We start from the raw sequence: 24,256 nt of genomic DNA, 5'->3' as shown, positions 1-24,256 counted from the left end.
GGAAGGAAGGGGGCGCCCTTACCCGATGGGCATCCCGGCATGAAGCTCGGCGATCATCCGCTCCGCGAAGGGCGGCAACGGGCCGCCGCGCATGAGATGGGGGCGGAGGATGGCGATCGGCGCGTCGAAGATCAGGAATTTGGCCCGCGCCAGATCCTCCTCGCGGAGGGCGCCGTCGCCGCGGGTGGCGACGCAGGCGCGGAAGGCGTCGTCGAAACTCTCCTCCAGCCGCTCCAGCTCCGCCCGCAGCGGCGCCGGCGGCGGGGTGTCCTCGAACAGGGCGACGGGCTCGTGCAGGAGCAGGAAGCGGGCGCGGCGTTCGTGCTCCCGGGCCCAGGGCAGGATGGCCAGCGCCGCGTCGCGGGGACGGCCCGCCCGCAGCAGCGGCGCCAGCGCCGCGGTGAAGGAGGCGTAGGCGGCGTTCCAGGCGGCACCAAGCATGGCTGCCCGCGACTCGAAGCGATGGTAGATCGAGCCCGTGGGCGCTCCCACCCGTCGGGCGATGGCCTGCATCGTGGCCGCGGGGGGGCCGCCCTCGGCGACCTGCGCCATCGTCGCCTCGATGAAGTCGTCCTCGGAGAAGCGCGCCGTCCTGACCATGCCAATTAGAATGCACGTTTTAGAATGTCTCGTCTACTTGCTACCGCACCATCATTCATCGTCCCGAATAAACGTTTTACATTTGCATCGATATGGGCATGATCGCCCCACCCGGCAGGAGGCGGGGTGCGGTGTGGCTGAGGAAGTGGCTGCAAACCAGGGGCGATGACGCGGCGCCGTCGCCTCGCGGTTTCCATGAGGGCGTCGCGCCGGTCGCCTTCGACCGGGCGCCGGCCGCCGAGACGCCGGCGCCCGAGCGGATGGAGGCGCCCTTCCCCACCCGCATCCCGGCCGAGCTGGCCTTCCCCAGCACCGGCCCGCATGGCCACCGCGCGCGGATGCGGGAGAAGCTGCTGGAGCGCGGGGCGGAGGCGCTGGCCGATTACGAGCTGCTGGAGATGCTGCTCTTCTTCGCCATGCCCAAGGGCGACACCAAGCCGCTGGCCAAGGCGCTCATCAACCGCTTCGGCAGCTTCGGCGCCGTGCTCGCCGCGCCGCAGGACCAGCTGATGGCGACGCGCGGCCTCGGCCCGCACAGCGTCGCGGCGCTGAAGCTGGTGCAGGCCTCCTCCCTCCGCCTGGCGCGGGCCGAGGAGATGGACCGGCCCATCCTGAACAACTGGGAACGACTGATCGGCTACCTCACCGCCGTGCTGGCGGAGGAGAAGATCGAGCAGTTCCGCATCCTCTTCCTCGACACCCGCAACCGGCTGATCGCCGACGAGGCGCAGGCGCGCGGCACGGTGAACCACACGCCGGTCTATCCGCGCGAGGTGGTGAAGCGCGCGCTGGAGCTGCATGCGACGGCGCTGATCCTGGTGCACAACCACCCCTCGGGCGACCCGACGCCCTCGCGGGAGGATGTCGCCATGACGGCGGAGGTGAAGGCGGCGGTCGGCGTGCTCGGCATCGCGCTGCACGACCACCTCATCATCGGCCGCGGCCGGCACCTCAGCTTCCGCCGGGAGGGGCTGCTCTGACGGCGGCCTCGCCCGGCTCCGCCCAGCGCGGCAGGTCGATCCAGAAGCGGCTGCCCTCGCCGGGGGCGGAGACGACGCCGCAGCGTCCGCCCAGCCGCTCCGCCACCCGCCGCACGATGGCGAGGCCGACGCCGGTGCCGGCGAAGGCCTCCCGCCCGTGCAGCCGCTCGAAGGGGCGGAAGATGCGCTCCTGGTGCTCCGGCGCGATGCCGATGCCGCGGTCCTCGACCCAGAGGCGGACGAGGCCGCCCTCCCCCTCCGTGCAGCGGATCGTCACCTGTGGCGGCTCGCCGGGGGGGCGGAATTTCAGCGCGTTGCCGAGGAGGTTGCCGACCGCCTGAACCAGCACGCCGGCATGGCCGCTGACCGCCGGCATCGGCCGCAGCACTTCGACGCGAGCGCCCTTCAGCTCGGCACGGGATTGGTCGAGCACCGCCTCCACCACCTCCTCGAGCGGCACCCGGCGCAGCGTGATGTCCTGCCGCGCCAGGCGGCTGTAGCCGAGGATGTCGTCGATCAGCGCGTCCATCCGCTCAGCGGCGCCGGCGATGCGGGCGAGGTAGTCGCGCTCCTCCTTGTCGAGCCGGGGGCCGGCATCCTCCTCCAGCGCCGCGGCATAGCCGCCGATGGCCCGCGCCGGGGCGCGCAGGTCGTGCGAGATTGTGGCCGCGAAGGAGCGCAGCTCGTCATTCGCCTCCTCCAGCGTCGCCGTGCGCTCCTCCACCTGCTGCTCCAGCCGTTGGTTCTGCTCGACCAGCTGGCGCCCATCCCGCCGGCGGAGGATGCCAAGGGCGCTGAGCCCGGCCGAGGCCAGCGCCAGCGCGCCGCAGCCGAGGGCGAGGAAGGTCGTCATCCGCGTGCGCTCGTCCTGCAGCGCAGTGCGCTCGCGCAGCAGGCGCCGCGCCTCGGCCTCGAAGGTGCCGAAGCCGATGCGGATGCGGTCCATCAGGTCGCGCCCGCGGTCGGTCCGCACCACGGCGAGCGCCGCCTCGGCCGCGTTCCGGCGAAGCGCGACCGTCTCTGACAGCTCGGCGAGCTTGGCCTCGATCAGGGGACGCAGGGCGTCGAGCCGGGCCTGCTGCGCCGGCAGCATCACCAATGCATCGAGGGTGGCGAAATCGGCCCAGATGCGATCCACCGCCTGGCGGTAGGGGCCGAGATAGCTGTCCTCGCCGATGAGGAGGAAGCCGCGCTGGCCCGTCTCGGCGTCGAGCAGGTCGGCCACCACGGCGCGGGTGGCGTCGAGCACCCCGACCGTGACCTCGGTCGAGCGGCGCGCCTCGGCCAGCCGGGCAAGGTTGAGCACCAGCAGCAGCCCGCCGAGCGCCAGAAGGACGAAGGCGGCAGCTGCGGCGGCCCCGGCCAGGCCGCCGAGATCGCGCGGCGAGCGCCATCCCCGCCCCCGCTGCGTTGTTGCCTCAGGCATTCCATCCACCTGCCGCACAGGACATGGAATGGCCGGCACCGCGCCGGGTTCCCGGTGAATTCACCCCTTGTCATGGAGGTGGAGCGATCCGCCACGCCATGCTGCTGTTGAACACCCATGCGCATCCTGATCGCCGATGACGACCCCGACTTCCGCGGCCTGGCCAGCCGGGCCATGCGCCGTGAGTTCGACGGGAGCACCATCACCGAGATCGGCGACCGCGCCGGGCTCGACGCCGCCCTCGCCACGCCGCCGGGGCCGCAGCTGCTGATTTCCGATCTCAGTCTCAACTGGATCGACGGCTTCGCCGTCTTCGAGGAGGTGCGCGCGGCCTGGCCGGGCTGCGTCGCCATCATGTTCACCGGGACCGGCGATGAGGAGGTGGCGGTGCGCGCCATCAAGGCCGGCTTCGACGACTATGTGGTGAAGTCGCCGAAGCAGCTGCGCCGGCTGGCGGCGGCGGCGCGGGCTGCCCTCACCCGCGCCGAGACGCGCCGCGGCCTCGAGGAGAACCGCGACCTGCTGACGCAGGAGCTCTATCACCGGCTGCACAACAACCTCCAGCTCGTGGTCGGGCTGATCGCCTTCACCGCCCGCAGCATCGAGGAGCCGGTGGCGCGGCGCCGGCTCGACGACCTCGGCCGGCGGGTGCAGTCGCTGTCGCTGTTGCAGGAGCGGCTCTATCGCGGCGGGGATTTCCGCCGGATCGATTTCGCCGCCTTCCTGCGCCAGCTCGTGGAGGATCTCGCCGCGCTCGACGGGCGCGGCATCGCCACGCGCTTCGACCTCCAGCCAGTGATGCTGCCCGTCGACATCGCCGTGCCGCTGGCGCTGATCGCCAACGAATTGCTCACCAATGCGCTGAAGCATGCGGTGGCCGGGACGGAGCCACTGGCGGTGAGCATCCGCTTCCGTACCGGGGCGGACGGGGCGCAGATGCTGGACGTGGACGACAACGGTGCCGGTCCGCAGTCGCGGGAGGCCGGAACGGGGCTCGGCGCCCGGCTGGTGCAGCGGCTTGCCCAGCAGATCGGCGGCATGGTTGATATCGGGCCCAGGGAAGGCGGCGGGAGGTCATGTCGGATCACGGTGCGGAACCCGGCCAGGCCGGGCTGAAGGTGCTGGTCGTGGAGGACGAGTTCCTCATCGCCGATTACCTGGTGGCGGTGCTGGAGGATGCCGGCCACAGCGTCGCCGGCACCGCGGCGACGGCGGAGGAGGCGCTGGCGATCCTCAGCAGCGGCCGGGCGATCGACGTGGTCAGCCTTGACGTGAAGCTGCCGGGCGCCCTGACCGGCATCGATGTGGCGGAGCGGCTGCGCGCCGGCTCCGGCCCGCCCTTCCTCTTCGTCACCGGCTCCGGCGACCCTGCCTTCCGCGCCCGCTGCGAGGCGGTGCGGCCGCTCGCCATCCTGCAGAAGCCGATCGATCCGGACATGCTGCTGCGCGTGCTGGCGCTGGTGCGGCCGGGCTGAGAAACGCATCGGGCCCGCATGGCCGGATCAGGCCCGGCCATTCGGGGCGCCGGCAGGGTCAGCCGAAGGCCCCGACCTCGTGAGTGATGGCGGCGCCGCATTCGCGGACCAGGGCGAAGAGCTTCGCCATCGGCCGGAACAGGTTGGCATGCTCGGCAGCGTAGCTCAGCCCCTCGCGTGGCGGCGCGGGCTCGCCGAATTCGAGGCCGATGACCGGTCCGGGAGCGGCGGGGAAGACCTCCTCCAGCAGCCTCAAGGCCGGCTCGACATCGAGCTGGAGGATGCGGGCGACGAGCGCCTCTCGCGTCGCGCCGTGGCGGGGCGAGAAGTCGGGCACATCGACCGCCAGCAGCCAGATGCGGTGGATCAGCGCCAGGCGCAGCGCGTGCAGCAGCACCAGCCGGTCCGGCATTTCCGGCAGGTCGGGCCAGGCATGGCGGAGCGCCAGGTGGTCGGCCTGGAGGCGGCGGAAGAGGCGGCGCACCGGCGCGTCGAGATCGAGCCCCTCGACCGCGCCGGCGACGCCGAGCAGCGCCTCGCGCCGGCCGGGGCGGCGGGTGAAGCCGGCTCGGTCGAGCCAGGGGCCGGGGTCGAGCGTGTCGACCACGGCCCGCAGCACGCCGATGTCGGAGCAGGCGGCGGCGCGGGCGGCCATGGCCAGCGCCCGGGCGAAGCGGGGCGAGTGGGTACGGAGCTCGGTGAAGGCGTCCGGATTGGCGGAGGCGGCGGCGCCGAGCCCGTGCAGCGTGTTCGCCATCCAGCCGAGCTGCTGGAGGATGGCGTTGTTCGGGATGGCCCGGAGTTGCGAGGGATGGCTGATGCGGATCGGCCCGCCCATGCCATCCGCCTGCCGCACGGCGGGGCGGGAGCCGGTGCGGTCCAGCAGCCCCGGGCCGAAGGCGCCGAGGAGCGCGGCATAGCCGGGATCGGCGACCAGCGCCTGCATCTCGCGCCGGACGGTCGCGAAGAAGTCGGCGACGTAATCGGCCTCGGCATAGACCGGGTCCGTCACCTTCCAGGCCGGGGCGAAGGCGTGGCGCGCGATGCCGGCGATGGTGGCGCGGGCGAGCGCCGGCGTGCCGAAGAAGAGGTAGCCGTCGCCGCCCTGGAAGGCCGTCTCCTCACGCAGCCGCAGCCCGGCGCGGTCGAGCGCCATGCGCGCCTGGGGCGGGGAGAGATAGGCGAGGCGGTCGGCAAGGCTGCCGGGATGGCCGCCGCGGCCGACGCTCTCGCCATGGGTGTCGAACAGCACGACCTCGATGCCGTCGAGCTTGTGGCGGCGCAGCAGCTCGACGAGGCGGAGCTTGAGGCGTTCGGCGAGGTAGCTGCCGGCAAGCTGGCCGACATAGCGGCCGCTGTCGGAATAGCCGAATTGCAGGCAGATGCGGCCATGGGCGCGGAGGTAGTCGCGGTAGTGCGGGCTGCGCAGCGCCTCCTCCAGCACCCGCTCGCCGCGGTCCAGCGCCTCCGCCGTCTCGAACAGGGGCGAGAGCTCCACGGCCCTCTCGGCGCCGAAGCGGCGGGCGAGCCAGAGCGCGGCGAGCAGCGTGTAGCCCGTCTCCGTCTCGGCGATGAGGAAGCGGATCGGGGCCGAGCCGTCGACATGCTTGGCGATCTGGGCACAGACCAGCATCAGCCGTGCCGCGCTCGCCTGCTCCGCCAGCAGCGCGCCGAAATCGACCGGCAGCGGCACGACCTCGGCCAGCGCCTCGTTGATGGCGGCGAGCAGGCCGCGGCGCTGCGCCATGTCCTCGGCCGCGGCAGCGAGGCCGAGGCGCTGGCGCACGGCATTGTGGAGCTGGGCGGCGTTCAGCCGGACATGGGTATGGGCCAGCGCCAGCCCATGCGCGGCAAGGCCGGCGCGGGCCACGGCAAGGCCGAGCCGCGAGGCCTCGTCGGGCGCGGCGGCGATGGCGGCGGGAAAGAGCGTCATCAGAGGCTCGATCTCGGTCATCGCCGCCTCGCGCCGCTCGATCAGCCGATGCGCCATGGCGCGCACCGCCTCCGGCTCCGGCCGCTCCGGCACGGCGGCGAGTTGCGCCTCGGTCGCCTCCAGCGCCTCGGCAGTGCGGGCGGCGAGCGGGGCGGCCGCGTCCCCGAGCGCGGCGAACTGGGCGGCGAGGCGCTCCAGCTGCAGGCACTTCATCGTCAGGCGGAGGCGAAGCGTGTCCCACCAGCCGATATCGGTACGGCCGTCGGTGTCGTAGCCGACCCAGCTCGCCAGCAGGATCGGGCGGGGGACGAGCGTCGCCCAGCGGTCGGGCCAGATGGATTTCGCCGCGCCCAGCAGCGCCTCGGTCAGCCCGTCGATGGCGTCGCGGCCGCGGGCGATGGCGGCGCCCGCCTGGCGGAACTCCTCGGCGAGCGTCGGCGCGGGGGGGCGGTGGGGGAGGCCGACGGGAAAGGTGCCGCCGCTCGCCGCCTCGGCCAGCGCCGCGCCGGTTTCGGGCGGCAGGGAGAAGGTCGGGTGCGCGGTGAAGACGGCGGCGAAGCGCGGCGTCTCCAGGAGCGCGCGGTACTGGGCGAAGGGCACCGGGCTGTCATCCGGGTCCGGCCTCACCAGGCGCGCCGCGAGCGCGGCGAGGTCCGGCACCGCATCGGGCAGGCCGACATAGGCGGCGATGCGCCGGGCCCGCTCGCCCGCCGCGGCATCGGCGAGGCGCTGCACCATGTCGGCGACGAGGTCGAGGTCGAGGGCGCCATCGTCCAGCCGCCGGCTGATGGCCAGCGCAATCAGCAGCACCGGGTCGCCGAAGGGGTCATGCGCCGCCGCCGCCCTCGCCTCCCGCAGGCGGGCGAGGAGGTCCTGGAGGGGGTCGGGGGCGATGTCCGGCATGGCGTCATGTTGCGCCTGCGAAGGCGATGCTGGCCAGCCTTTCCATCCGCGTTGGGGGCGAGGAGCGGCAGCACCTTAGCGAGGGCGATGCCGGCCCCACCAGGAGGGGCTGACCGGGCCGGCGCGGCAGCGACGATCCTCTCCCATGTGCCGAACGCGATGGCCTGGGCCATGGCCTCGGCGGCGGCCAACTGCAGGGCCTCGCTGGGCGCGATGCAGGATTGCGGCGGCTGACGCCGGCGGGGCGCTGCCGCCGACGGTGACGGGTTTTCCCGCCCAGGCCACCGGCTCCCTCGCGCCGCGCTGCTGCTGGGGGCGAGCATCGCCGGGGCCTGCGCGGCGCTTTACTTCCTCGTCGTGCAGGAATTGGTCCCGGCGCTGCTCGGTCAGCCGGCGAGGGAGGCCATGATGCCGGGCACCTCGTCCGGAATCTCGCGCGCCAGGTAGCCGAGCGGGCCGATGCGGCGGGCCAGCCGGTCCCCCGCCTCGGCATGGAGGAAGACGCCCCAGAGCGTGGCATGCAGCGGCGGCGCGCCGCGGGCGGCGAGGGCGGCCACGATGCCTGCCAGCGTGTCACCCGAGCCGGAAGTGGCGAGGCCGACATTGCCGCGGTCGCAGGACCAGGCCTCGCCCTGGGGCGAGGCGACGAAGGAGCGGCCGCCCTTCATGTCGACGACCGCGCCATAGGTGGCGGCGGCGCGGCGGGCGGCGGCGAGCGGGTCGGCGGCGACCTCCTCGGCGGGGCAGCCGAGCAGGCCGCACATCTCGCCGATATGCGGCGTCAGCATCAGGCGGCCGGCATGGCGGCGGAGGGCCTCACGGCAGTCGGCGAGCGCCGCCAGCGCACCGGCATCGAGGAGGAAGGCGGCCTCGCCCTCGGCCTCCGCCAGCAGGCGATGGGTGAGCGCGGCGAGCGCCGGCGGGTCCATCATGCCGGGGCCGAGCACCACGGCATCGGCACTGGCGCAGCGGCGCGCGAGCCGGCCGGCCTCGGCCGGGTCGATGCCGCCGGCCTCGGTCTCGGCGAGCGGGACAACGAGGGCCTCGGGCATTGCCATGGCGAGGTGAGGCGCGGCGCCGGCCGGGGCGGCGATCTGCACCTTGCCGGCGCCGGCCCGCAACGCGGACAATGCCGTCAGCAGGGCCGCGCCCGGCACTTCGCGGCTGCCGGCGATGATGAGGACGCGGCCGCGGCTGTTCTTGTCGGCGCCTTGCTGGTGGTCCGGCAGGGGCATGCCGCGCAGCAGTTCGGGCGTGAGGGAGGTGGGGGCGCTCATCGGGCGGCCGTCGCCGGGGCGTCCGGCTCGGCGGTGACGGGGGCGCCTTCCTCCAGCAATGGCGCGAGGAAATTGTAGCGGCGCAGGACGAGACCGGAGCCGGGCTCATGGGCGTAGTCGGTGATGCTGCAATTGGCCACGTCGCCCTCCCGGTCGATGGCGAGGATCTGCTCCTCCGTCATCCGCTCGATCAGGTATCGGAGGCAGAGCACCACGACCTGATGGGCGACGATCATCACCCGCTCGCCGGCATGGTGCAGGCATATGGTGTCGAGCGCGCTGCGGAGGCGGAGGATGACGTCGCACCAGCTCTCGCCGCCGGGCGGGCGGTGGTAGAATTTACCCAAGGCCTGGCGCAGCTCGGCCTGCTCCGGGTGCTCGGCGGCGATGCCGTAGCGGGTGAGGCGGTCGAGGATGCCGAACTCCTTCTCGCGTAGCCGCTCGTCGAAGGTGAGGGCATCCGGCGGGGTTCCCATCAGCTCGGCGGTCTGGCGGGCACGGAGATAGGGCGAGGCGAGGACGACATCGGGCCGCTCCCCGGGCGGCTGGTCGGCAAACCAGCGGCCGAGGGCACGGGCCTGCTCCTCGCCGCGGTCGCTGAGGGGAACGTCCACGTCGCGGGAAAGGGTCTCGATGCGGTGGAGGCGGGCGGCCTGGGCGGCATCGCGCGCGACATTGCCGCGGCTTTCACCGTGGCGGACGATCCAAAGCCGCTCTGGCCAGCGCTGCTGCATGAACCTCCCCCCTGCCGGTTGCGGGATGGCAACGCGGCAGGGGCTCCGGGTTTTCAGCCGGCGAGGTTGCGCAGCGCCCAGCCGATGTGGCCAACCTGCTCGTCGGTCAGCTCCGGGTACATCGGCAGGCTGAACACCTCCAGCGCGGCGCGTGCCGTTTCGGCGCAGCCGGCGGGGCCGAGGGGGATGCGGCCGAAATAGGCCGATTGCAGGTGGACCGGCACCGGGTAATGGATGCCGGTGCCGACGCCGTCCTGGCGCAGCCGGGCCTGGATATCGGCCCGGGTCATGCCCCAGGCGCCGGCGCGGAGCACGTACTGGTGGAAGACGTGCTCGGCATCCGCCCGGCGGGCTGGCGGGGCGAAGGGGCCGCCGGCCAGCGCCGCGTCATAGGCGGCGGCGATCTGGCGGCGGCGCTCGTTGCCCCAGTCGAGGGCGGTCAGCTTCACCCGGAGGATGGCGGCCTGGATCTCGTCGAGGCGGCTGTTCACGCCCACCATCGAGGAGACGTAGCGCTCCTTCCAGCCATATTGCCGGATGGCGGCGATGCGCTCGGCCAGCTCGTAGTCGTCGGTCGCCAGCACGCCGCCATCGCCGAGGGCGCCGAGATTCTTCGTGGGGTAGAGCGAGAAGGCACTGGCCTGGCCGAGCGTGCCGAGCCTGCGGCCGCCGAGCGTCGCGCCATGGGCCTGGGCGCAATCCTCGATCAGCGCGACGCCGGCGGCTTGGCAGGCGGCGAGCATCGGCTCCAGGTCGCAGGCTTGGCCGTAGAGGTGGACGGCGATGACGGCGCGGATCGGCGGCAGGCCTGGCGGCGGGTCCTCAAGGACGGCGGTCAGTTCCTCGGGGTCCATGGTGTAGGTGTCGGGGTCGATGTCGAGGAGGAGCGGGACCGCGCCGGCCATCTCGATCGCCGCCACGGTGGCGACGGCGGTGTGCGAGACGGTGACGACGGTCGAGCCCTCGCCGATGCCCATGCCGCGCAGGATTAGCGCCAGGGCATCCGTGCCGTTGGCGCAGCCGACCGCGCGGGAGCTGCCGAGCCAAGCGGCGAATTCCTGCTCGAAGGCCTCGCCCTCGCGGCCGAGGATGTACCAGCCGGAGGCGAGGGCGCGCGCCACGGCCGCATCGATCTCGGCCTGCTGGGCGCGGTAGCCGGCACCGGGATCGGCCTGGGGAATGACGGTCATGCTCATCGGCGGTTCGTCCTTGGAGCCTCAGCTATAGTCGGCCATGCGGCTGCGATACCAGTCGAGCGAGCGCGCCAGCCCCTCATCCAGCCCGACCAGGGGCGCCCAGCCGGTGGCGGCGCGGAAGGCATGGTCATCGGCGTGGTAGCTGCCGATGTCGATGGGCGCGCGATCGGCGGGGAAGGACTTCACGGCGTAGTGACCACGCCCGCCATTCGCGGCGATCAGCCGGTCGGCCAGCTCGATCAGGCTGGCGGGGGGCGAGCCGCCGAGGTTGAAGACCCGGCCGGCCACATCCGGCTTCGGGGCGTATTCGGCCGAGAGCAGGAAGGCGCGGACCACGTCGTCGACATAGGTGAGGTCGCGGAGCTGCTCGCCGCCCCAGACCTCGAACCCCTCCCCCTTCAGCACCTGCCTGATCCAGATGCCGAGGAAGGTCTGGCGGGCGTCGCGGATGCGCAGGCGGGGACCGTAGCAGTTGGTCAGGCGGAGGGAGACGACGGGGCGGTGCAGCACGCGCTGCTCCAGCAACCAGTACTGCTCGCCGGCCCACTTGCTGACGCCGTTGGCGTCCGGCGGGTTGACGGGGTGGAGTTCGTCGACCGGGAGCTGCATCGGGCGGCCGTAGAACTGGCGGGTCGAGGCGTGGACGACGGTCGCCTTGGGCGCCGCCTCGCGCATCACCTGGATCAGCCGGACCTGGGCGACGGCGTTGATGGCGATGTCGGCCACCGGGTCCTTCTGGCCGCCCATATGGCTGGTCTGCGCCGCCATGTTGAACAGCACGTCCACGTCCTGGCAGAGCGAGTGCAATTCCACGTCGCGGATGTCGCCGCGGACCAGCAGCACGCCGGCGCCCTCGAGGTTGGCCATGTTGGCGCCGCCATCGGGGAACATGGCGTCGAGCGCCGTCACCCGCGCGCCGAGCGCGGCGAGGGCATGGCAGAGGGCGCTGCCGAGGAAGCCGGCCCCGCCGGTCACCAGCACACGCTTGCCGCGCCAGAAAGCGGCCCGTTCGGCCTCGGTCATCGGTCCTCGATCCTTGTCCTACACCACCAATTGCGTCGCCGATTGCGGCGGAACCGCGCCTAATCCCCGGCGACGGCGCGGCGCGTGGGTTCTTCCCGAGGGGCCGCGTCGGGCAGGCCGGCGCGGCTGCCGCGCATGATCTCGATGAAGCCGAAGAGCAGCAGCAGCTGGGCCAGCAGCATCTGGATGCTCGCCAGCAGCCGGATGCCGTCATCGGCCGGGATGATGTCGCCATAGCCCACCGTCGAGAGCGTCACCACGCTGAAGTGCAGCGCGTCGGCGAAATCCACCCGGATCGGGCCATGGGTGCTGGTGAAGAGCGGCCCGCCGGAGAGCCCGTCGGCGATGCGGTAGAGGCAGCCGAACACCACCGTCAGCAGCGCCCAGAGGCTGGAATAGGCGGCGATCGGTACGGCGAGGCGGGAGAGCCGCCGCGTCACCGCGCGGAAGATGACGGCGATGTCGACCAGCAGCCGCACCACGTCGCCGACCGAGACGGTGCTGACCGCGGCGATGGCGGCCATGGCGAGGATCAGCGCCATGCCCTGGCCGGTGGCGGGCAGGCGGTTCACCGGGAAGCCGAGGGAGACCAGCCCGACCAGGCCGGTCATCGCCAGCCAGCGGGCGAAGCGGGGCAGATGGGCGAGGTCGGCCGCCGCCTCCTCCTCCGCCCAGGCGCTGAGGTCGCGGCGGCGCAGCCAGCAGGCGGCCACGAAGGCGGCGATGGGAAGGATGAAGCCGACGGCGCGGGCCCAGTCCGGCGCATCGGGAAAGCCGGCACGGCCGATCACCACATAGAGGCAGGCATACATCGCCAGGCCGTTGGTGGTGCCGAGGGCGAAATGCGGTCCATGCGGAAAGAGCCGGTAGAGCGCCCCGATCGCCAGCGCCGAGGCTCCGAGCAGCACCAGCGGGAAGGTCCCACCCCGGTCCGCCACCCCGCCTGCGACCAGCAGCATCAGCCCGAGCGACAGGCCGATGGCGCCGAGGAAGGGGCGGCGATGGCGGGCGCGGTCAGGCATCCGGCAATGCGGCGATGCCGGTGATCTCGACGCGCCAGCGGCGGTCGACCAGCGGAGCCTCGATGGTCATGCGGGCGGGCTTCGCCGCAGGGTCCAGCCAGCGGTCCCAGGCGCGGTTCATCCCCGGGGCGTCCTGGATATCGGCCAGCACCACGGTGACGGTCAGCAGGTTCGACTTGTCGGTGCCTGCCCCAGCCAGCAGAGCGTCGATCTGGGCGAGGATGTCGGCGGTCTGGCCCTCGGCGTCGAGCGTCGGGTCATCGGCCACCTGACCGGCCAGGTAGACCAGCGCGCCATGCACCACGGCGCCGGAGAGCCGCCCTTCTTCCGCCAAGCGCCGGATCGCCATGCCTGCCTCCCGCCATCGAGGCATGAACCATAAGGGCGAGGACGGTGCGATGGATACTCCCTCCTGGAGTGGCTTGCGAGCCAAAGGCAGCATCGGCCCGCAAACGCTTGGAACGAAACGCCGTCGGCAGCGTAAGGGCAGTTGACACACCCATCGCTCCCACCCCCGAGGGAGATTCCTCCGTGACCGAGACCACTCCTCGTGCCGCCCCCCGCGGCACGCAACTTCTCCTTGCGCGCCGGCTGCGCCCGGCGCTTGCCGCCCTCGCCTGTGTTCTGGCCGCGAGCATCGCCGCGCCGGCGCCGGCCGAGGCGCGGCCCAGCCAACGGCTTGGCGCGACGCGCGCCCAGGCTAAGCCCGTCCCAGTAGTGCGAGCCATGGTGCGGCCGGCGCCGCGGCGGCAGGCCGCGACCCAGGTGCGGGCGCGGGTCAGGACCGTGGCGATGGTGCCGCCCGTCACCGTGGTCGAGGACGGGGCGCCGAGCCCAGCGGTTGCTGCGGCGCTGGCGGCGGCCACACGCAGCACCGGCGCCGACCCGGCGCTGCTGCGGGCCATCGCCTGGCAGGAGAGCCGGTTCAGCCATCGCGCCGGCAACCGGCTCAGCTCGGCGCGCGGGCTGATGCAGTTCACCGAGGCGACCTGGCTCGAGGTGGTACGGGATTTCGGCGCGCGGCACGGGCTGGCACGGGAGGCGGCAACCCTCTCGACCGATGCGCGGACCGGGACCATCACCACCAAGCGGCCGCGCGACCTGCGCCACATCCTGGCTCTGCGCTTCGACCCGCGGCTCTCGGCCGTGATGGCGGCGGAGCGGCTGGGGGCGAAGCGGGCGGCGCTGGAGACGCTGCTCGGCCGGCAGGCGGGGGCGACCGAGCTGTACCTCACCCATCTGCTCGGTCCGGCCGGGGCGCGGCGCTTCCTCGCCGAGCTGGACCGGGCGCCGGCGCGGCCGGCGGCGGAGGCGGTCGGCGCCGACAGCATCGCAGCGAATCGGGGCGTCTTCTTCGAACGCGCGACCGGGCGAGCGCTGAGCCTGGCCGAGGTGCAGGCGGCGGTCGCACGGCTTCTCGCCTCCCAGCGTGCAATGCCGGAGACGATTACGCTCGCTGCGCGATAAACCGCTTGCTTTCCGAGGACGGTCACGAAATTGTCAACCGCTTGTGACCGGGGGATGGGATGGACGGCGGGAAGCAGTTGCTGGCGCTGGTGCCTGAAACGAATCGGCTGGTTTCTTCTCCCGGCGGTTGGGTTGGGCGACTCCAGCTCCGGGCCGAGGCACCGGCCCCGGCCGCCATCGAGACCGGTTGGGCGGCGAAGCTGACGGCGCATGTCCGGCAGGCCGGCGGATTGCGGGCGGTGGCGGCTCCCATCCGGCCCGCGGCAGCACCGGAGGCGAGCCCGATCGGTGCCTTCCTCGAAGCCCTCACCCTGCTGAAGGAGCAGCTGCTGCGCGAGCGGCAGCGGGCGGATGCGGCCGAAGCCTCGCTGACGGAAGCGGGCACGCGGCTGGCGGAGCGCGAGGCGGCGCTCGCCGCGGCTGAGGCGCGGCTGGCCGAGGCGGTGAAGCGTGTGGAGAAGGCCGAGAAGGAGGCCCAGGCAGCGCAGCAGGGGCTGCGGCGGCTGCGCAAGCGCGGGCTGATCGCGCGAATCCTGAACGCCGACTAACCCGCCAGATGCCGCCGGCGCAGGAGGCGGGCGGCGAGGCCATCGACCGGCCCGGCCAGCACCGAGACCGCCCAGGCGAGACCCGCGCAAAGCACCACCGCCGGGCCGGCCGGGACATCGGCATGGAAGGACAGCAGCAGCCCGGCGAGGCTCGCCGCCATGGCGATGCCGACCGAGGCATAGGCCATGCCGCCCAGCCGGCGTGACCAGTGCCGGGCGGCGATGGCGGGCAGCATCATCAGCCCGACGGCCATCAGCGTCCCCAGCGCCTGGAAGGCGGCCAGCAGGTTCAGCACGACGAGGCCGAGGAAGCCGAGATGCCAGAGGGCGCCACGGGCGCCGACCGCCTGGGCGAAGCCAGGGTCGAAGCATTCCAGAACCAGCGGGCGCCAAGCCAGCGCCAGGGCGGCGAGGGTGAGGGTGGCGGCGCCGGCCATCAGCAGCAGCGCGCCGTCATCGACGCCGAGGACGCTGCCGAAGAGCAGGGTGGTGAGCTCCACGGCGCCGCCGCGCATCGAGACCATGGCGACGCCGGCGGCGAGCGCCACCAGGTAGAGCGCGGCGAGGGAGGCATCCTCGCGCCCGCCCGTCGCGCGGGAGAGGGCACCGGCGCCGATCGCCACCAGCAGGCCGGCGACGAGGCCGCCCGCCGCCATGGCCGGCAGGGACAGGCCGGCGATCAGGAAGCCGGCAGCGACGCCGGGCAGGATGCCATGCGCCAGCACATCGGCGGTGAGGCTCATCCGCCGCAGCATGAGGAAGAGGCCGAGCGGCGGGGCGGCGACCGAGAGCGCGAGGCAGCCGACCAGGGCGCGGCGGAGGAAGCCGTACTCGATGAAAGGCTGCAGGATCAGGCGGCGCAGGCCTCCGCCTGCTCGGCCCAGGCCTCGGCCATCATGCGGGCGCGGAGGCGGTTGGCGGCCGTCAGCACCTCGCCGGTCGGGCCCCAGCCGAGGCAATCGCGGGCGAGCAGCAGGGTCTCGGGAAATTCACGGCGGACCAGCTCAAGGTCATGCAGCACGGCGATCACCGTGCGGCCCTCGCCATGCCAGCGATGCACCATGGCCAGCAGCTCGGCCGAGGTGCGGGCGTCGAGGGCATTGAAGGGCTCGTCGAGCAGGATCACCGGTGCGTCCTGCAGCAGCAGCCGGGCGAAAAGCACGCGCTGGAACTGGCCGGCGGAGAGGCTGCCGACGGGGCGGCTCTCGAAGCCCCCGAGGCCCACTGCGGCAAGCGCGGCCCCGGCGCGGGCGCGGCCGGCGCGGGGGATCGCGCGGAAGGCGCCTACCTCGCCCCAGAGGCCGAGGAGGACGGCATCGAGGCAGGTGAGCGGGAAGCCGCGGTCGAGGCTCGATTGCTGCGGCAGCAGCGCGACCTGGCCGGCGGCGCCCTCGATCCGGCCGTCATCCGGGCGGTGCAGGCCGGCGATGGCGCGCAGCAAGGTCGTCTTGCCGGCGCCGTTCGGGCCGACCACGGCGGTGAGGCTGCCGGGGGCGAAGCGGCCGGAGAGGTGATGCACCGCCGGGCGGCGCTGGTGGCTGACCGTGAGGTCGGCGATGCTGATCTCGGCTGGGCTCATGCGGCCATGGCCCAGGCGACGCCGAGCCAGAGCCCGGTCGCAACGGCCGCCGCCAGCACGAGGCGGGCGGCGGCGCCGGAAGACAGGTCGAGGGGGTCGGGCCAGGGCATGATGTTATGAGATAACATCACCCCTGGCGGGTTGCTACCCCCCGGCCTTCAGGCTCAGGAAGCCTTGCGCTTGGAGCCGCCCTTGGCGTCGTTCGCCGCCTCGCCGCCCATGACCTGGGGCATGAGGACGGACTGGGTGAGCTCCGTCAGCTTCAGGTCGGTCTGCTTCTCCTCCTCGAGGATCTCGCCGAGGATCTGGCCGACCTTCTCCTCGCCGAGCGCCTTCGCCAGGGAGGCCGTGGTGCCGTAGGAGGCGATCTCGTAATGCTCGATCTTCTGCACCGCGGCGACGATGACGATGTCGAGGACCGGCCCCTTCTCGTACTCTTCCACCTCGTGCTGCGCCTCCTCGATCAGGCCGCGCATCGCCTCGCAGACCTTGCGGCCGGGGCGGGCGCCCATCTCCTCGAGCGCCTGCTCGACGCGCTCGACCTGGGACTGGGTCTGCTCGACATGCAGGGTCAGCGCCTCGCGCAGCTCCGGCGCGGAGACCTTGCGGACGACGCGCTGCATGTTGCGGGTGCCCTGCTTCTCGGCGCTGTGGATGTCCTTCAGCGAGGCGACCAGCATCTCACGGATTTCGTTGTTCATGGCTTTTTCTCCGTCTGTGGCGTGACTGCGGAGGGAAAGGCTGGCGGAGGGTGAAGTTGCCATGCGTCACGGCAACATCTCATCCCCTGGAGGCGAGGGCGACGCCGCCAAGCGTGAACGCCAGCGCCGCGATCTGGCGAAGGCCGAGCGGCTCGCTGAGCAGGGCCGCGCTGCCGAGCACGCCGATGATCGGCACCAGCAGCGAGCCGATGGCGGCGGTGCCGGCGGGCAGCCGCTCCAGCGCGCGGAACCAGGCGAGATAGGCGAGGCACTGGCCGATCACCGAGGCATAGGCGAGGCAGGCCCAGCCCAGCGGACGCACCGCGGCGGGATGCGCCTGCTCGACCGCGAGCGCCACCACGGCGACGGGCAGAACGCCGAGCGCCAGCTGCCAGGCGACGAGCGGCACCGGTGCCATCGCCAGCGGGAAGCGCTTTGTCCAGATCGTGCCGCAGGCGAAGAGCAGCGCCGTCGTGAGGATCGCCAGCACGCCGGGCAGCTTGCCCGTCATCGCCCCGGCGCCGAGGTCGAGCCGGCCGGCCATCAGCAGCGTCACGCCCGAGAGGCCGAGGGCGAGGCCGGCGAGGCGGCGCCAGCCAGGGCGCTCGCCGAGGAAGGGCCAGGCGAGCATCGTCGCCCAGACCGGCATCGTATAGGCGATGATCGCCGCCTCGGAGGCATCGAGCCATAGGATCGCCAGCGGAGCGAAGAACAGCCAGGAGGTGACGTTCAGCAGCGCCGCCACCGCCAGCCTGCCCCACTGGTCGGGGCGGGGCAGCAGGGAGTCGCGCTGCAGGATGGCGATGGCGGAGAGCAGCAGGACGGAGCCGCCGGCGGCCAGCACCCGGAAGGTGAAGGGTGGCCAGTCCTGCATCAGCAGCTTCATGACCGGCCAGTTCATCCCCCAAGCCGTGGCCGTCACGGTGAGGTAGCCGAAGCCGGCGAGGCGGGGATTCACGCCATCAGGGCCGCGACGCGCTCCAAGACGAAGGGCGGCAGCGGGCCTTGCTCCGCGGCGGCGATGGCCTGGTCGAGCTGGTCGAGCGAGGCGGTGCCGATCAGGGCGAGGCTCATCTCCGGCGGAGTGATGGCGAAGCGGATGGCGAGTTCGGCCAGCGACGCGGCATGGCCCTCCTCCACCAACGGGCGGAAACGGCGGGCATGGGCGAGGTCGGTCGCGTACTCGCCGGCCGAGGCGATGGGAGCGACCTCGGGCATGGCAATGGGATGGCGGTTGGCCTCGCCGGAGAGGGCGCCGGCGGCGAGGATGCGGATGCCGATCAGCCCGACGCCCTGGGACGCGGCGAGCCGGCCGAGCTGGCGGAAATCCTGCCCCGGCAGGCCGGCCGGAAGCGGGGCGAGCCAGGAGGGATTGAGGGCGTTGAAGGGGATCTGCGCCGTGTCGATCAGCCCGGCCTCGATGAACTGGCGAAGCGCGGGCTCGGAGCCGAGGGCGGTGATGCCGAGGAAGCGGCACTTCCCCTGATCGCGCAGCCGGTGCAGCGCGGGCAGCGCCTCGCCGAGTACCTCCGTGAGGGAATAGCCTTCGTCCAGGCCGATCGGATCATGGAGCTGGAGGAGGTCGATGCTGTCGCGGCCGAGGCGGCGCAAGCTGGCCTCCAGCGAGGTGGCGATGGCGCCGGGGATGTCGCGCGGCGCGGCGGGCAGGCGGAATTTGGTGCCGACCAGCGGGCTGGCGCCGAGCGCCTTCAGGGCGCGGCCGAGATTCTCCTCGGAGGCGCCATTGCCATAGGTGGGGGCGGTATCGACATAGTTGATGCCGGCCTCGAAGGCCCGGGCGAGCGACCGCTCCTGCTCGGCCGCGCTGCCGCGGACCATCAGCCCGCCGACGGCGCCGGCCCCGTAACCCAGCACCGAGACCTTCAGCCCGGTTCGACCCAGGACCCGCTGTTCCATCCACCGCCCCTCCCCGCTAAGGGAGGAGAATACGCCTCGCCCGGCCCTTGGAAACCCATGCTGCGTCTGACCGAATTGCGCCTGCCGCTCGGCCATGAGCCCGAGCTCCTGCGCGCCGCCATCCTCGCCCGGCTCGGCATCGCCGATGAAGCGTTGCTGGACGTCACCGTCTTCCGCCGCGGGCATGATGCGCGGAAGCCGCGGGCGATCATGTGGGTCTATACGCTCGACCTCACCCTGGCCGACGAGACGGCGGTGCTGGCGCGGCACCGGGGGGATGCGAATCTCCGGCCGGCGCCGGATACGCGCTACCGCTTCGTCGCCAGGGCGCCAGGGGGAGCACCGGAGGAGGCGGCGCGGCCCGTGGTCATCGGCGCCGGGCCCTGCGGGCTGCTGGCGGCGCTGGTGCTGGCGCAGATGGGCTTCCGCCCCATCATCCTTGAGCGCGGCAAGCTGGTGCGGGAGCGAACGAAGGATACCTGGGGCCTCTGGCGCCGCGGCGTGCTGATCCCCGAGAGCAACGTGCAGTTCGGCGAGGGCGGCGCGGGCACCTTCTCCGACGGCAAGCTCTACAGCCAGATCAAGGACCCGCGGCATTACGGGCGGAAGGTGCTGACCGAGTTCGTCGAGGCGGGGGCGCCGGAGGAGATCCTCTACGTCTCCCGCCCGCATATCGGCACCTTCCGCCTGGTCTCCATGGTGGAGAGCATCCGTGCCGAGATCGAGCGGCTGGGCGGCGAGTACCGCTTCGGCACCAAGGTGGCCGGCCTGCAGCTCGGGGCGGGGCGGCAGGTCGAGGGCGTGGTGCTGGAGGGCGGCGAGGTGATCGCGACGAAATCCGTGGTGCTCGCCATCGGCCACAGCGCGCGCGACAGCTTCGTCATGCTGCGCGATGCGGGCGTGCATCTGGAGCAGAAACCCTTCAGCATCGGCGTCCGGATCGAGCATCCGCAGGGAATGATCGACCGGCTGCGTTGGGGACCGAATGCGGGCAACCCGCTGCTCGGCGCGGCCGACTACAAGCTGGTGCATCATGCGTCGAACGGGCGCAGCGTCTACAGCTTCTGCATGTGCCCGGGCGGGACGGTGGTGGCGGCGACGAGCGAGCCGGGACGCGTCGTCACCAATGGCATGAGCCAGTACTCGCGCGCCGAGCGCAATGCGAATGCCGGCATCGTCGTCGGCATCTCGCCGGCGGATTATCCGGGCGACGTGCTGGCGGGCGTCGATTTCCAGCGGCGACTGGAAAGCGCGGCCTTCCTCGCCGGCGGGGGCGACTACCGCGCGCCGGGGCAACTGGTCGGCGACTTCCTCGCCGGGCGGCCCTCGACCGCGCTTGGCGAGGTGCTGCCGAGCTACAAGCCGGGAGTGACGCCGACCGACCTCTCGCTTTGCCTGCCCGACTTCGTGGTGGCGGCGATGCGGGAGGCGCTGCTCGCCTTCGACCGGCAGATGCCGGGCTTCGCGCGGCCGGATGCGGTGATGACGGGCGTCGAGACGCGGACCAGCAGCCCGATCCGCATCCGCCGCGGCTGGGACTTTCAGAGCCTCAATACGCCAGGGCTGTTCCCGGCCGGGGAAGGCGCGGGCTATGCGGGCGGCATCCTCAGCGCCGGCGTCGACGGCATCCGCGTGGCGGAGGCGCTGGCGCTGCTGGCGACGGGGCAGGAGGTGCCGCGGGAGATGAGCCGGGGCGTGGAGGCGTCGGAGACGACCTATGGCTGAGGCCGCCTCCACCGTTCCGCGGGCTACTCCGCCAGCAGGCTGCCGCGGCCGACGACGATGCGGCTGACCTGGCAGATGTCGACGCTGCGGATTTCCGCCTCGCGCCCGCCGTTCCAGACCACGCGGAAATCGTAATTGCCGCCACGGCCGGGGCGGAAGCTGACCTTGCGGCCCGCCGTCAGCACGTTCTCGCCGAGGCGGTCACGGCCCCAATTGCTGTTGCTGGTCGGGTTGAAATACAACTCGTCCACCTGCGCGCCCGAATTGTTCACCACCTCGATCGAGGTGTCGCAGCCTTGGGCGGAAGCCTGACCGGCGGCGAGGGCGCCCAGCAGGGCGAGGGACAGGGCGTAGCGGCGGAACATCGGCTTCTCCGTGCGACGGGCGGCAGCCTGGCAACCCGTGCCACGGCCCTGCGCAGGGATAGGCTCGTCCCGGTTAAGGAACCGCCAACGTCAGAAGCCCCAATGCCGGCTCGCGATGCGGCGCGGCATCACGGGTGGGCGTCGCCGCCCGGCAGGTGGTCGCGCATCTCCCGCAACTCGCCGCTCTCGACGCTGGCCAGCGCATTGCGCAGCACGCCGGCGATCGAGCGGTCGTCCATCGTCCGCGCCAGCAGGCCGAGCGCGCCGCCGAGCAGGGCGGAGGCAGCCGAGATGGGCGCGATGTTCTGCTCGAGCATGTACTCGATCGCCTTGTCCACCACCGAGCCGGCGTGGCTGAGGTCGTCGGGGGCCACGCCCTGGGGGTCCAATTGCATGCCGTGCGCTCCTTATTCGATGCGGCAGATGGGGTTTCCGGGGGCCGCCGAAAACCCCTCAGTCGGCTGCCGCCTCGCCGAGGCGGATGCGGGGCTGGTCGAGATCGGCGGCGCGCTGGGCCGCCGCCGCCGCCTCGGCCATGGCGACCGCTTCCGATTGCCGGCGCCACATCTCGGCATAGAGGCCGTCGCGGGCGGTCAGCTCGCCATGATTGCCGCGCTCCACGATGCGGCCGTCCTGCAGCACGATGATCTCGTCCGCCTCCACCACCGTCGACAGGCGGTGGGCGATGACGAGAGTGGTGCGATTGGCCGAGATCTGGCGCAGCGCCGCCTGGATCTCCTGCTCGGTGCGGGTGTCGAGGGCGCTCGTCGCCTCGTCGAGGACGAGGATGCGCGGATCCTTCAGGATGGTGCGCGCGATGGCGACGCGCTGCTTCTCACCACCCGAGAGCTTGAGGCCGCGCTCGCCGACCATGGTGCGGTAGCCCTCCGGCAGCCGCTCGACGAAGTCGTGCACCTGGGCGAGCTTCGCGGCGCGGACGATCTCCTCCTCGCTCGCCTCCGGGCGGCCATAGGCGATGTTGTAGCGGATGGTGTCGTTGAACAGCACCGTGTCCTGCGGCACCACGCCGATGGCGGCGCGGAGCGAGGCCTGGGCCACGCTCTCGATCGGCTGGCCATCGAGCAGGATGCGCCCGCCCGTCGCGTCGTAGAAGCGGAAGAGCAGGCGGGAGATGGTCGACTTGCCCGCCCCCGTCGGCCCGACGATCGCCAGCGTCTTCCCCGGCGGCACATGGAAGGAGACGCCCTTCAGGATCACCCGGTCCGGCCGGTAGCCGAAGCGCACGTCCTCGAAGGCCAGCTCGCCCGGCCCGGCGGCCAGCGGGCGCGCATCCGGTGCATCCGCCACTTCGCGCTCCTCGCGCAGCAGGCGGAACATCGCCTCCATGTCGGTCAGCGACTGCTTCATCTCGCGGTAGACGAAGCCGAGGAAGTTGAGCGGCAGGTAGAGCTGGATGAGATAGGTGTTCACCAGCACGAAGTCGCCGACCGACATCTGGCCGGAGGCGACGCCGCGGGCCGCCATCAGCATCACCAGCGTCAGCCCGACGGCGATGATCGCCGCCTGGCCGCCGTTCAGCATGTTGAGCGTGACCTCGGAGCGGGTATAGGCCCGCTCGTAGCGCGCGAGCGAGCTGTCGTAGCGCCGCTCCTCATGCCCCTCGTTGTTGAAGTACTTCACCGTCTCATAGTTGAGCAGGCTGTCGATGGCCTTGGTGTTGGCGTCCTGGTCCATCGCGTTCATCTCGCGGCGGAAGCGCAGCCGCCAGTCGGTGAACATCAAGGTGAAGGCGATATAGACGGCGATGGTGCCGAAGGTGACCGCCGCATAGGAGAAGTCGAACATCCCCCACAGGATCACCGTCACCAGCACGATCTCGAGCAGGGTCGGGACGATGCTGAACAGCATGAAGTCGAGCACGAAGGTGATGCCGCGCGAGCCGCGCTCGATGACGCGGGAAAGGCCGCCGGTCTGCCGGTCCATGTGGAAGCGCATCGACAGTGCGTGCAGGTGCTGGAAGACCTCCAACGCGATGCGGCGCGAGGCACGTGCCTGGACCTTCACGAAGACGGCATCGCGCAGCTCGGCAAAGCCGGCGCTGGCGGCGCGCAACAGGCCGTAGCCGATCACGAGCGCGATGGGGATGGTGGCGATGCCGCCCGCCTGCGGCCCCAGCGCATCGACGGCGCGCGCATAGACGATAGGAACCAGCACATTGGCGCCCTTCGCCACCACCAGCAACGCCAGGGCGATCACCACCCGGGCGCGCAGGCCGGGCTCGCCCTTCGGCCAGAGCCAGGGGGCGAGGGTGAGCAGCGTCCGGAAATGGCTGCGTTCGGCGGAGGCGTCGGAGTGGCTCATGCATCCGGGACATAGGCTTGAACGGCGGCGCGGCAAACGGGCCATATGGCCGGGAGCAGGTGCCGAGGGGTAAAGCGGGGGGATGAGCCCCTTCCAGCGCCATATCGATGCCTGCAACGACCTGCCCTCCCCGGCCGGATTCATCCCCTTCCGCATCGCGGGGGCACAGGTAGGCTGGCTCGGGCCCGAGCTGGCGCGGGCGCTGACCTTCTTCCCACGCGACTTCCATTTCGATGCCGAGGGGGTGGCGATGGCCGCCCGGCTGCGCGGCACGCCGGCGCGGGCGGAGGCGCTGGCGGCTGTGACCCGCTCGCTGGCCGGGCGGGGCTTCTTCACCCTGCGGGACGAGGCCTTCGACGTGCGGGCGGAGCCGGAGGGGCCGGTGCTGGCGCTGCTGGACCGGGGCGCCATCCCCGCCTTCGGGGTCCGGGCGGAGGGGGTGCATCTCAACGGGCTGGTGCGGCGGGCGGATGGGCTGCAGGTCTGGGTCGGCGTGCGCTCGCGCAGCAAGCCGGTGGCGCCGGGGCAGCTCGACCATGTGGTGGCGGGCGGCATCCCGGCCGGGCTCGACCCGATGCAGTGCCTGGTGAAGGAAGCGGCGGAAGAGGCATCGATCCCCCCGGAGCTGGCTGGGCAGGCGCGGGAGGTGGCGCGCCTATCCTACGTCATGCGGCATGGCGAGGGGATGCGGCGGGACATCCTGCATGCCTTCGACCTCGACCTGCCGGAGGAGTTCACCCCCGTACCGGCGGATGGCGAGGTGGAGCGGTTCGAGCTCTGGCCGGTGCGGCGGCTCTACGAGGCGGTGCGGGACACGGATGAGGTGAAGTTCAACGTGAACCTGGTGCTGATCGACCTGTTCCTGCGCGAAGGGCTGATCGACCCGGCGGGCGAGGAAGGCCGGGCCCTGAGGCTGGGGCTCGAGCAGGGAGGGTGAGCCTGGCCAGGCAGGAATGATGCTGCCCGGACCGCATTGCACCGGGGCTGCCATCGGCGCCGGCAGCGTGGTGGCTGCTGGCGCTGGATGGACCGGCCGGAGGGCCCGTCGCGGGCATCCGGCCAA

24 protein-coding genes are annotated in these 24,256 nt (G+C 72.3%); 7 read left to right on the top strand and 17 right to left on the bottom strand.

Annotated elements, in window-relative coordinates; all coding sequences use genetic code 11:
- Nucleotides 1-18 precede the first annotated feature (18 nt).
- Nucleotides 19-600: a TetR/AcrR family transcriptional regulator gene (locus tag JMJ56_RS18090; RefSeq protein WP_202833168.1), complete on the bottom strand. Its 582-nt coding sequence runs from the start codon at nt 598-600 to the stop codon at nt 19-21.
- 131 nt (nt 601-731) lie between these two features.
- Here JMJ56_RS18090 and radC point away from each other — a divergent pair, with 131 nt between their 5' ends.
- Entirely contained in the window at nt 732-1,580 is an 849-nt protein-coding gene (gene radC, locus JMJ56_RS18085) for a RadC family protein (protein ID WP_407927928.1), read from the top strand.
- Here the strand turns inward: radC and JMJ56_RS18080 are convergent.
- A complete protein-coding gene (locus JMJ56_RS18080) occupies nt 1,552-3,006 on the bottom strand; it encodes a sensor histidine kinase (RefSeq protein WP_202833167.1) in 1,455 nt (484 codons plus the stop codon). The genes radC and JMJ56_RS18080 overlap by 29 nt on opposite strands.
- Before the next feature lie 117 nt (nt 3,007-3,123).
- Between JMJ56_RS18080 and JMJ56_RS18075 the strand changes: the two genes are divergently transcribed.
- Both JMJ56_RS18075 and JMJ56_RS18070 read left to right on the top strand, forming a co-directional pair.
- Nucleotides 3,124-4,122, top strand: a complete 999-nt coding sequence (locus JMJ56_RS18075; RefSeq protein ID WP_202833166.1) for a sensor histidine kinase — start codon at nt 3,124-3,126, stop codon at nt 4,120-4,122.
- The gene (locus JMJ56_RS18070) at nt 4,083-4,481 is read left to right on the top strand and encodes a response regulator (protein ID WP_202833165.1); all 399 of its coding nucleotides are present in this window, start codon (nt 4,083-4,085) and stop codon (nt 4,479-4,481) included. The genes JMJ56_RS18075 and JMJ56_RS18070 overlap by 40 nt, the downstream gene beginning before the upstream one ends.
- 58 nt (nt 4,482-4,539) lie before the next feature.
- Here the strand turns inward: JMJ56_RS18070 and JMJ56_RS18065 are convergent, their stop codons facing one another.
- From JMJ56_RS18065 to JMJ56_RS18035, 7 genes are all read right to left on the bottom strand, one after another.
- Nucleotides 4,540-7,317: a phosphoenolpyruvate carboxylase gene (locus tag JMJ56_RS18065; protein WP_202833164.1), complete on the bottom strand. Its 2,778-nt coding sequence runs from the start codon at nt 7,315-7,317 to the stop codon at nt 4,540-4,542.
- Between the two features lie 386 nt (nt 7,318-7,703).
- Nucleotides 7,704-8,594 carry an NAD(P)H-hydrate dehydratase gene (locus JMJ56_RS18060; protein ID WP_202833163.1) on the bottom strand — a complete coding sequence of 297 codons (891 nt, stop codon included), beginning with the start codon at nt 8,592-8,594 and terminating at the stop codon, nt 7,704-7,706.
- The gene (locus tag JMJ56_RS18055) at nt 8,591-9,328 is read right to left on the bottom strand and encodes a histidine phosphatase family protein (protein ID WP_202833162.1); all 738 of its coding nucleotides are present in this window, start codon (nt 9,326-9,328) and stop codon (nt 8,591-8,593) included. Before JMJ56_RS18055 ends, JMJ56_RS18060 begins: the two co-directional genes overlap by 4 nt.
- Nucleotides 9,329-9,381: 53 nt before the next feature.
- Nucleotides 9,382-10,524, bottom strand: a complete 1,143-nt coding sequence (locus tag JMJ56_RS18050; protein ID WP_202833161.1) for a DegT/DnrJ/EryC1/StrS family aminotransferase — start codon at nt 10,522-10,524, stop codon at nt 9,382-9,384.
- A gap of 21 nt (nt 10,525-10,545) precedes the next feature.
- Nucleotides 10,546-11,547, bottom strand: a complete 1,002-nt coding sequence (locus JMJ56_RS18045) for an NAD-dependent epimerase/dehydratase family protein (RefSeq protein ID WP_202833160.1) — start codon at nt 11,545-11,547, stop codon at nt 10,546-10,548.
- A 59-nt stretch (nt 11,548-11,606) separates the two neighbouring features.
- Entirely contained in the window at nt 11,607-12,569 is a 963-nt protein-coding gene (locus JMJ56_RS18040; RefSeq protein WP_202833159.1) for a potassium channel family protein, read from the bottom strand.
- Complete coding sequence (locus JMJ56_RS18035) at nt 12,562-12,918, bottom strand: RidA family protein (RefSeq protein ID WP_202833158.1); 357 nt, start codon at nt 12,916-12,918, stop codon at nt 12,562-12,564. Before JMJ56_RS18035 ends, JMJ56_RS18040 begins: the two co-directional genes overlap by 8 nt.
- 182 nt (nt 12,919-13,100) lie before the next feature.
- Here JMJ56_RS18035 and JMJ56_RS18030 point away from each other — a divergent pair, with 182 nt between their 5' ends.
- A complete protein-coding gene (locus JMJ56_RS18030) occupies nt 13,101-14,036 on the top strand; it encodes a transglycosylase SLT domain-containing protein (protein ID WP_202833157.1) in 936 nt (311 codons plus the stop codon).
- Nucleotides 14,037-14,095: 59 nt separating this feature from the next.
- Entirely contained in the window at nt 14,096-14,584 is a 489-nt protein-coding gene (locus JMJ56_RS18025; RefSeq protein ID WP_202833156.1) for a hypothetical protein, read from the top strand.
- Here JMJ56_RS18025 and JMJ56_RS18020 read toward each other — a convergent pair.
- The 5 genes from JMJ56_RS18020 to JMJ56_RS18000 form a co-directional block, all read right to left on the bottom strand.
- The gene (locus tag JMJ56_RS18020; RefSeq protein ID WP_202833229.1) at nt 14,581-15,435 is read right to left on the bottom strand and encodes a metal ABC transporter permease; all 855 of its coding nucleotides are present in this window, start codon (nt 15,433-15,435) and stop codon (nt 14,581-14,583) included. The two genes, JMJ56_RS18025 and JMJ56_RS18020, sit on opposite strands and share 4 nt — an antisense overlap.
- Nucleotides 15,435-16,163: a metal ABC transporter ATP-binding protein gene (locus JMJ56_RS18015; RefSeq protein ID WP_202833155.1), complete on the bottom strand. Its 729-nt coding sequence runs from the start codon at nt 16,161-16,163 to the stop codon at nt 15,435-15,437. Before JMJ56_RS18015 ends, JMJ56_RS18020 begins: the two co-directional genes overlap by 1 nt.
- Nucleotides 16,164-16,327: 164 nt before the next feature.
- A complete protein-coding gene (locus JMJ56_RS18010) occupies nt 16,328-16,864 on the bottom strand; it encodes a YciE/YciF ferroxidase family protein (RefSeq protein ID WP_202833154.1) in 537 nt (178 codons plus the stop codon).
- Nucleotides 16,865-16,943: 79 nt separating this feature from the next.
- On the bottom strand, nt 16,944-17,822 hold the full coding sequence (locus JMJ56_RS35315; protein WP_202833153.1) for a DMT family transporter: 879 nt from the start codon (nt 17,820-17,822) through the stop codon (nt 16,944-16,946).
- Nucleotides 17,819-18,781, bottom strand: coding sequence for an aldo/keto reductase (locus tag JMJ56_RS18000; protein ID WP_202833152.1), 963 nt, complete (start codon nt 18,779-18,781; stop codon nt 17,819-17,821). Before JMJ56_RS18000 ends, JMJ56_RS35315 begins: the two co-directional genes overlap by 4 nt.
- A 57-nt stretch (nt 18,782-18,838) precedes the next feature.
- On the opposite strand from JMJ56_RS18000, the gene JMJ56_RS17995 reads away from it, so the two are divergent.
- Complete coding sequence (locus tag JMJ56_RS17995; RefSeq protein ID WP_202833151.1) at nt 18,839-20,506, top strand: NAD(P)/FAD-dependent oxidoreductase; 1,668 nt, start codon at nt 18,839-18,841, stop codon at nt 20,504-20,506.
- A 23-nt stretch (nt 20,507-20,529) separates the two neighbouring features.
- Here JMJ56_RS17995 and JMJ56_RS17990 read toward each other — a convergent pair whose 3' ends face one another.
- The 3 genes from JMJ56_RS17990 to JMJ56_RS17980 all read right to left on the bottom strand — a co-directional run bounded on the left by JMJ56_RS17990 (nt 20,530) and on the right by JMJ56_RS17980 (nt 23,193).
- Nucleotides 20,530-20,871, bottom strand: coding sequence for a hypothetical protein (locus JMJ56_RS17990; protein WP_202833150.1), 342 nt, complete (start codon nt 20,869-20,871; stop codon nt 20,530-20,532).
- Between the two features lie 128 nt (nt 20,872-20,999).
- Nucleotides 21,000-21,266 carry a hypothetical protein gene (locus JMJ56_RS17985; protein ID WP_202833149.1) on the bottom strand — a complete coding sequence of 89 codons (267 nt, stop codon included), beginning with the start codon at nt 21,264-21,266 and terminating at the stop codon, nt 21,000-21,002.
- A gap of 58 nt (nt 21,267-21,324) precedes the next feature.
- On the bottom strand, nt 21,325-23,193 hold the full coding sequence (locus JMJ56_RS17980; protein ID WP_202833148.1) for an ABCB family ABC transporter ATP-binding protein/permease: 1,869 nt from the start codon (nt 23,191-23,193) through the stop codon (nt 21,325-21,327).
- A gap of 82 nt (nt 23,194-23,275) precedes the next feature.
- On the opposite strand from JMJ56_RS17980, the gene JMJ56_RS17975 reads away from it, so the two are divergent.
- Nucleotides 23,276-24,130: an NUDIX hydrolase gene (locus JMJ56_RS17975; RefSeq protein ID WP_202833147.1), complete on the top strand. Its 855-nt coding sequence runs from the start codon at nt 23,276-23,278 to the stop codon at nt 24,128-24,130.
- Nucleotides 24,131-24,256: the final 126 nt, after the last annotated feature.

The organism is Belnapia arida, from assembly GCF_016773205.1.
Lineage (GTDB): Bacteria > Pseudomonadota > Alphaproteobacteria > Acetobacterales > Acetobacteraceae > Belnapia > Belnapia arida.
Note: the sequence above shows the minus strand (reverse complement) of the source record. Positions and strands in the feature narration are given on the sequence as shown.

Coding starts and splice junctions, on each gene's coding strand:
- JMJ56_RS18090 (WP_202833168.1), bottom strand. CDS start 600: ATGGTCAGGACGGCGCGCTTCTCCGAGGACGACTTCATCGAGGCGACG.
- JMJ56_RS18080 (WP_202833167.1), bottom strand. CDS start 3,006: ATGCCTGAGGCAACAACGCAGCGGGGGCGGGGATGGCGCTCGCCGCGC.
- JMJ56_RS18075 (WP_202833166.1), top strand. CDS start 3,124: ATGCGCATCCTGATCGCCGATGACGACCCCGACTTCCGCGGCCTGGCC.
- JMJ56_RS18070 (WP_202833165.1), top strand. CDS start 4,083: ATGTCGGATCACGGTGCGGAACCCGGCCAGGCCGGGCTGAAGGTGCTG.
- JMJ56_RS18065 (WP_202833164.1), bottom strand. CDS start 7,317: ATGCCGGACATCGCCCCCGACCCCCTCCAGGACCTCCTCGCCCGCCTG.
- JMJ56_RS18060 (WP_202833163.1), bottom strand. CDS start 8,594: ATGAGCGCCCCCACCTCCCTCACGCCCGAACTGCTGCGCGGCATGCCC.
- JMJ56_RS18055 (WP_202833162.1), bottom strand. CDS start 9,328: ATGCAGCAGCGCTGGCCAGAGCGGCTTTGGATCGTCCGCCACGGTGAA.
- JMJ56_RS18050 (WP_202833161.1), bottom strand. CDS start 10,524: ATGAGCATGACCGTCATTCCCCAGGCCGATCCCGGTGCCGGCTACCGC.
- JMJ56_RS18045 (WP_202833160.1), bottom strand. CDS start 11,547: ATGACCGAGGCCGAACGGGCCGCTTTCTGGCGCGGCAAGCGTGTGCTG.
- JMJ56_RS18040 (WP_202833159.1), bottom strand. CDS start 12,569: ATGCCTGACCGCGCCCGCCATCGCCGCCCCTTCCTCGGCGCCATCGGC.
- JMJ56_RS18035 (WP_202833158.1), bottom strand. CDS start 12,918: ATGGCGATCCGGCGCTTGGCGGAAGAAGGGCGGCTCTCCGGCGCCGTG.
- JMJ56_RS18025 (WP_202833156.1), top strand. CDS start 14,096: ATGGACGGCGGGAAGCAGTTGCTGGCGCTGGTGCCTGAAACGAATCGG.
- JMJ56_RS18015 (WP_202833155.1), bottom strand. CDS start 16,163: ATGAGCCCAGCCGAGATCAGCATCGCCGACCTCACGGTCAGCCACCAG.
- JMJ56_RS18010 (WP_202833154.1), bottom strand. CDS start 16,864: ATGAACAACGAAATCCGTGAGATGCTGGTCGCCTCGCTGAAGGACATC.
- JMJ56_RS18000 (WP_202833152.1), bottom strand. CDS start 18,781: ATGGAACAGCGGGTCCTGGGTCGAACCGGGCTGAAGGTCTCGGTGCTG.
- JMJ56_RS17995 (WP_202833151.1), top strand. CDS start 18,839: ATGCTGCGTCTGACCGAATTGCGCCTGCCGCTCGGCCATGAGCCCGAG.
- JMJ56_RS17990 (WP_202833150.1), bottom strand. CDS start 20,871: ATGTTCCGCCGCTACGCCCTGTCCCTCGCCCTGCTGGGCGCCCTCGCC.
- JMJ56_RS17985 (WP_202833149.1), bottom strand. CDS start 21,266: ATGCAATTGGACCCCCAGGGCGTGGCCCCCGACGACCTCAGCCACGCC.
- JMJ56_RS17980 (WP_202833148.1), bottom strand. CDS start 23,193: ATGAGCCACTCCGACGCCTCCGCCGAACGCAGCCATTTCCGGACGCTG.
- JMJ56_RS17975 (WP_202833147.1), top strand. CDS start 23,276: ATGAGCCCCTTCCAGCGCCATATCGATGCCTGCAACGACCTGCCCTCC.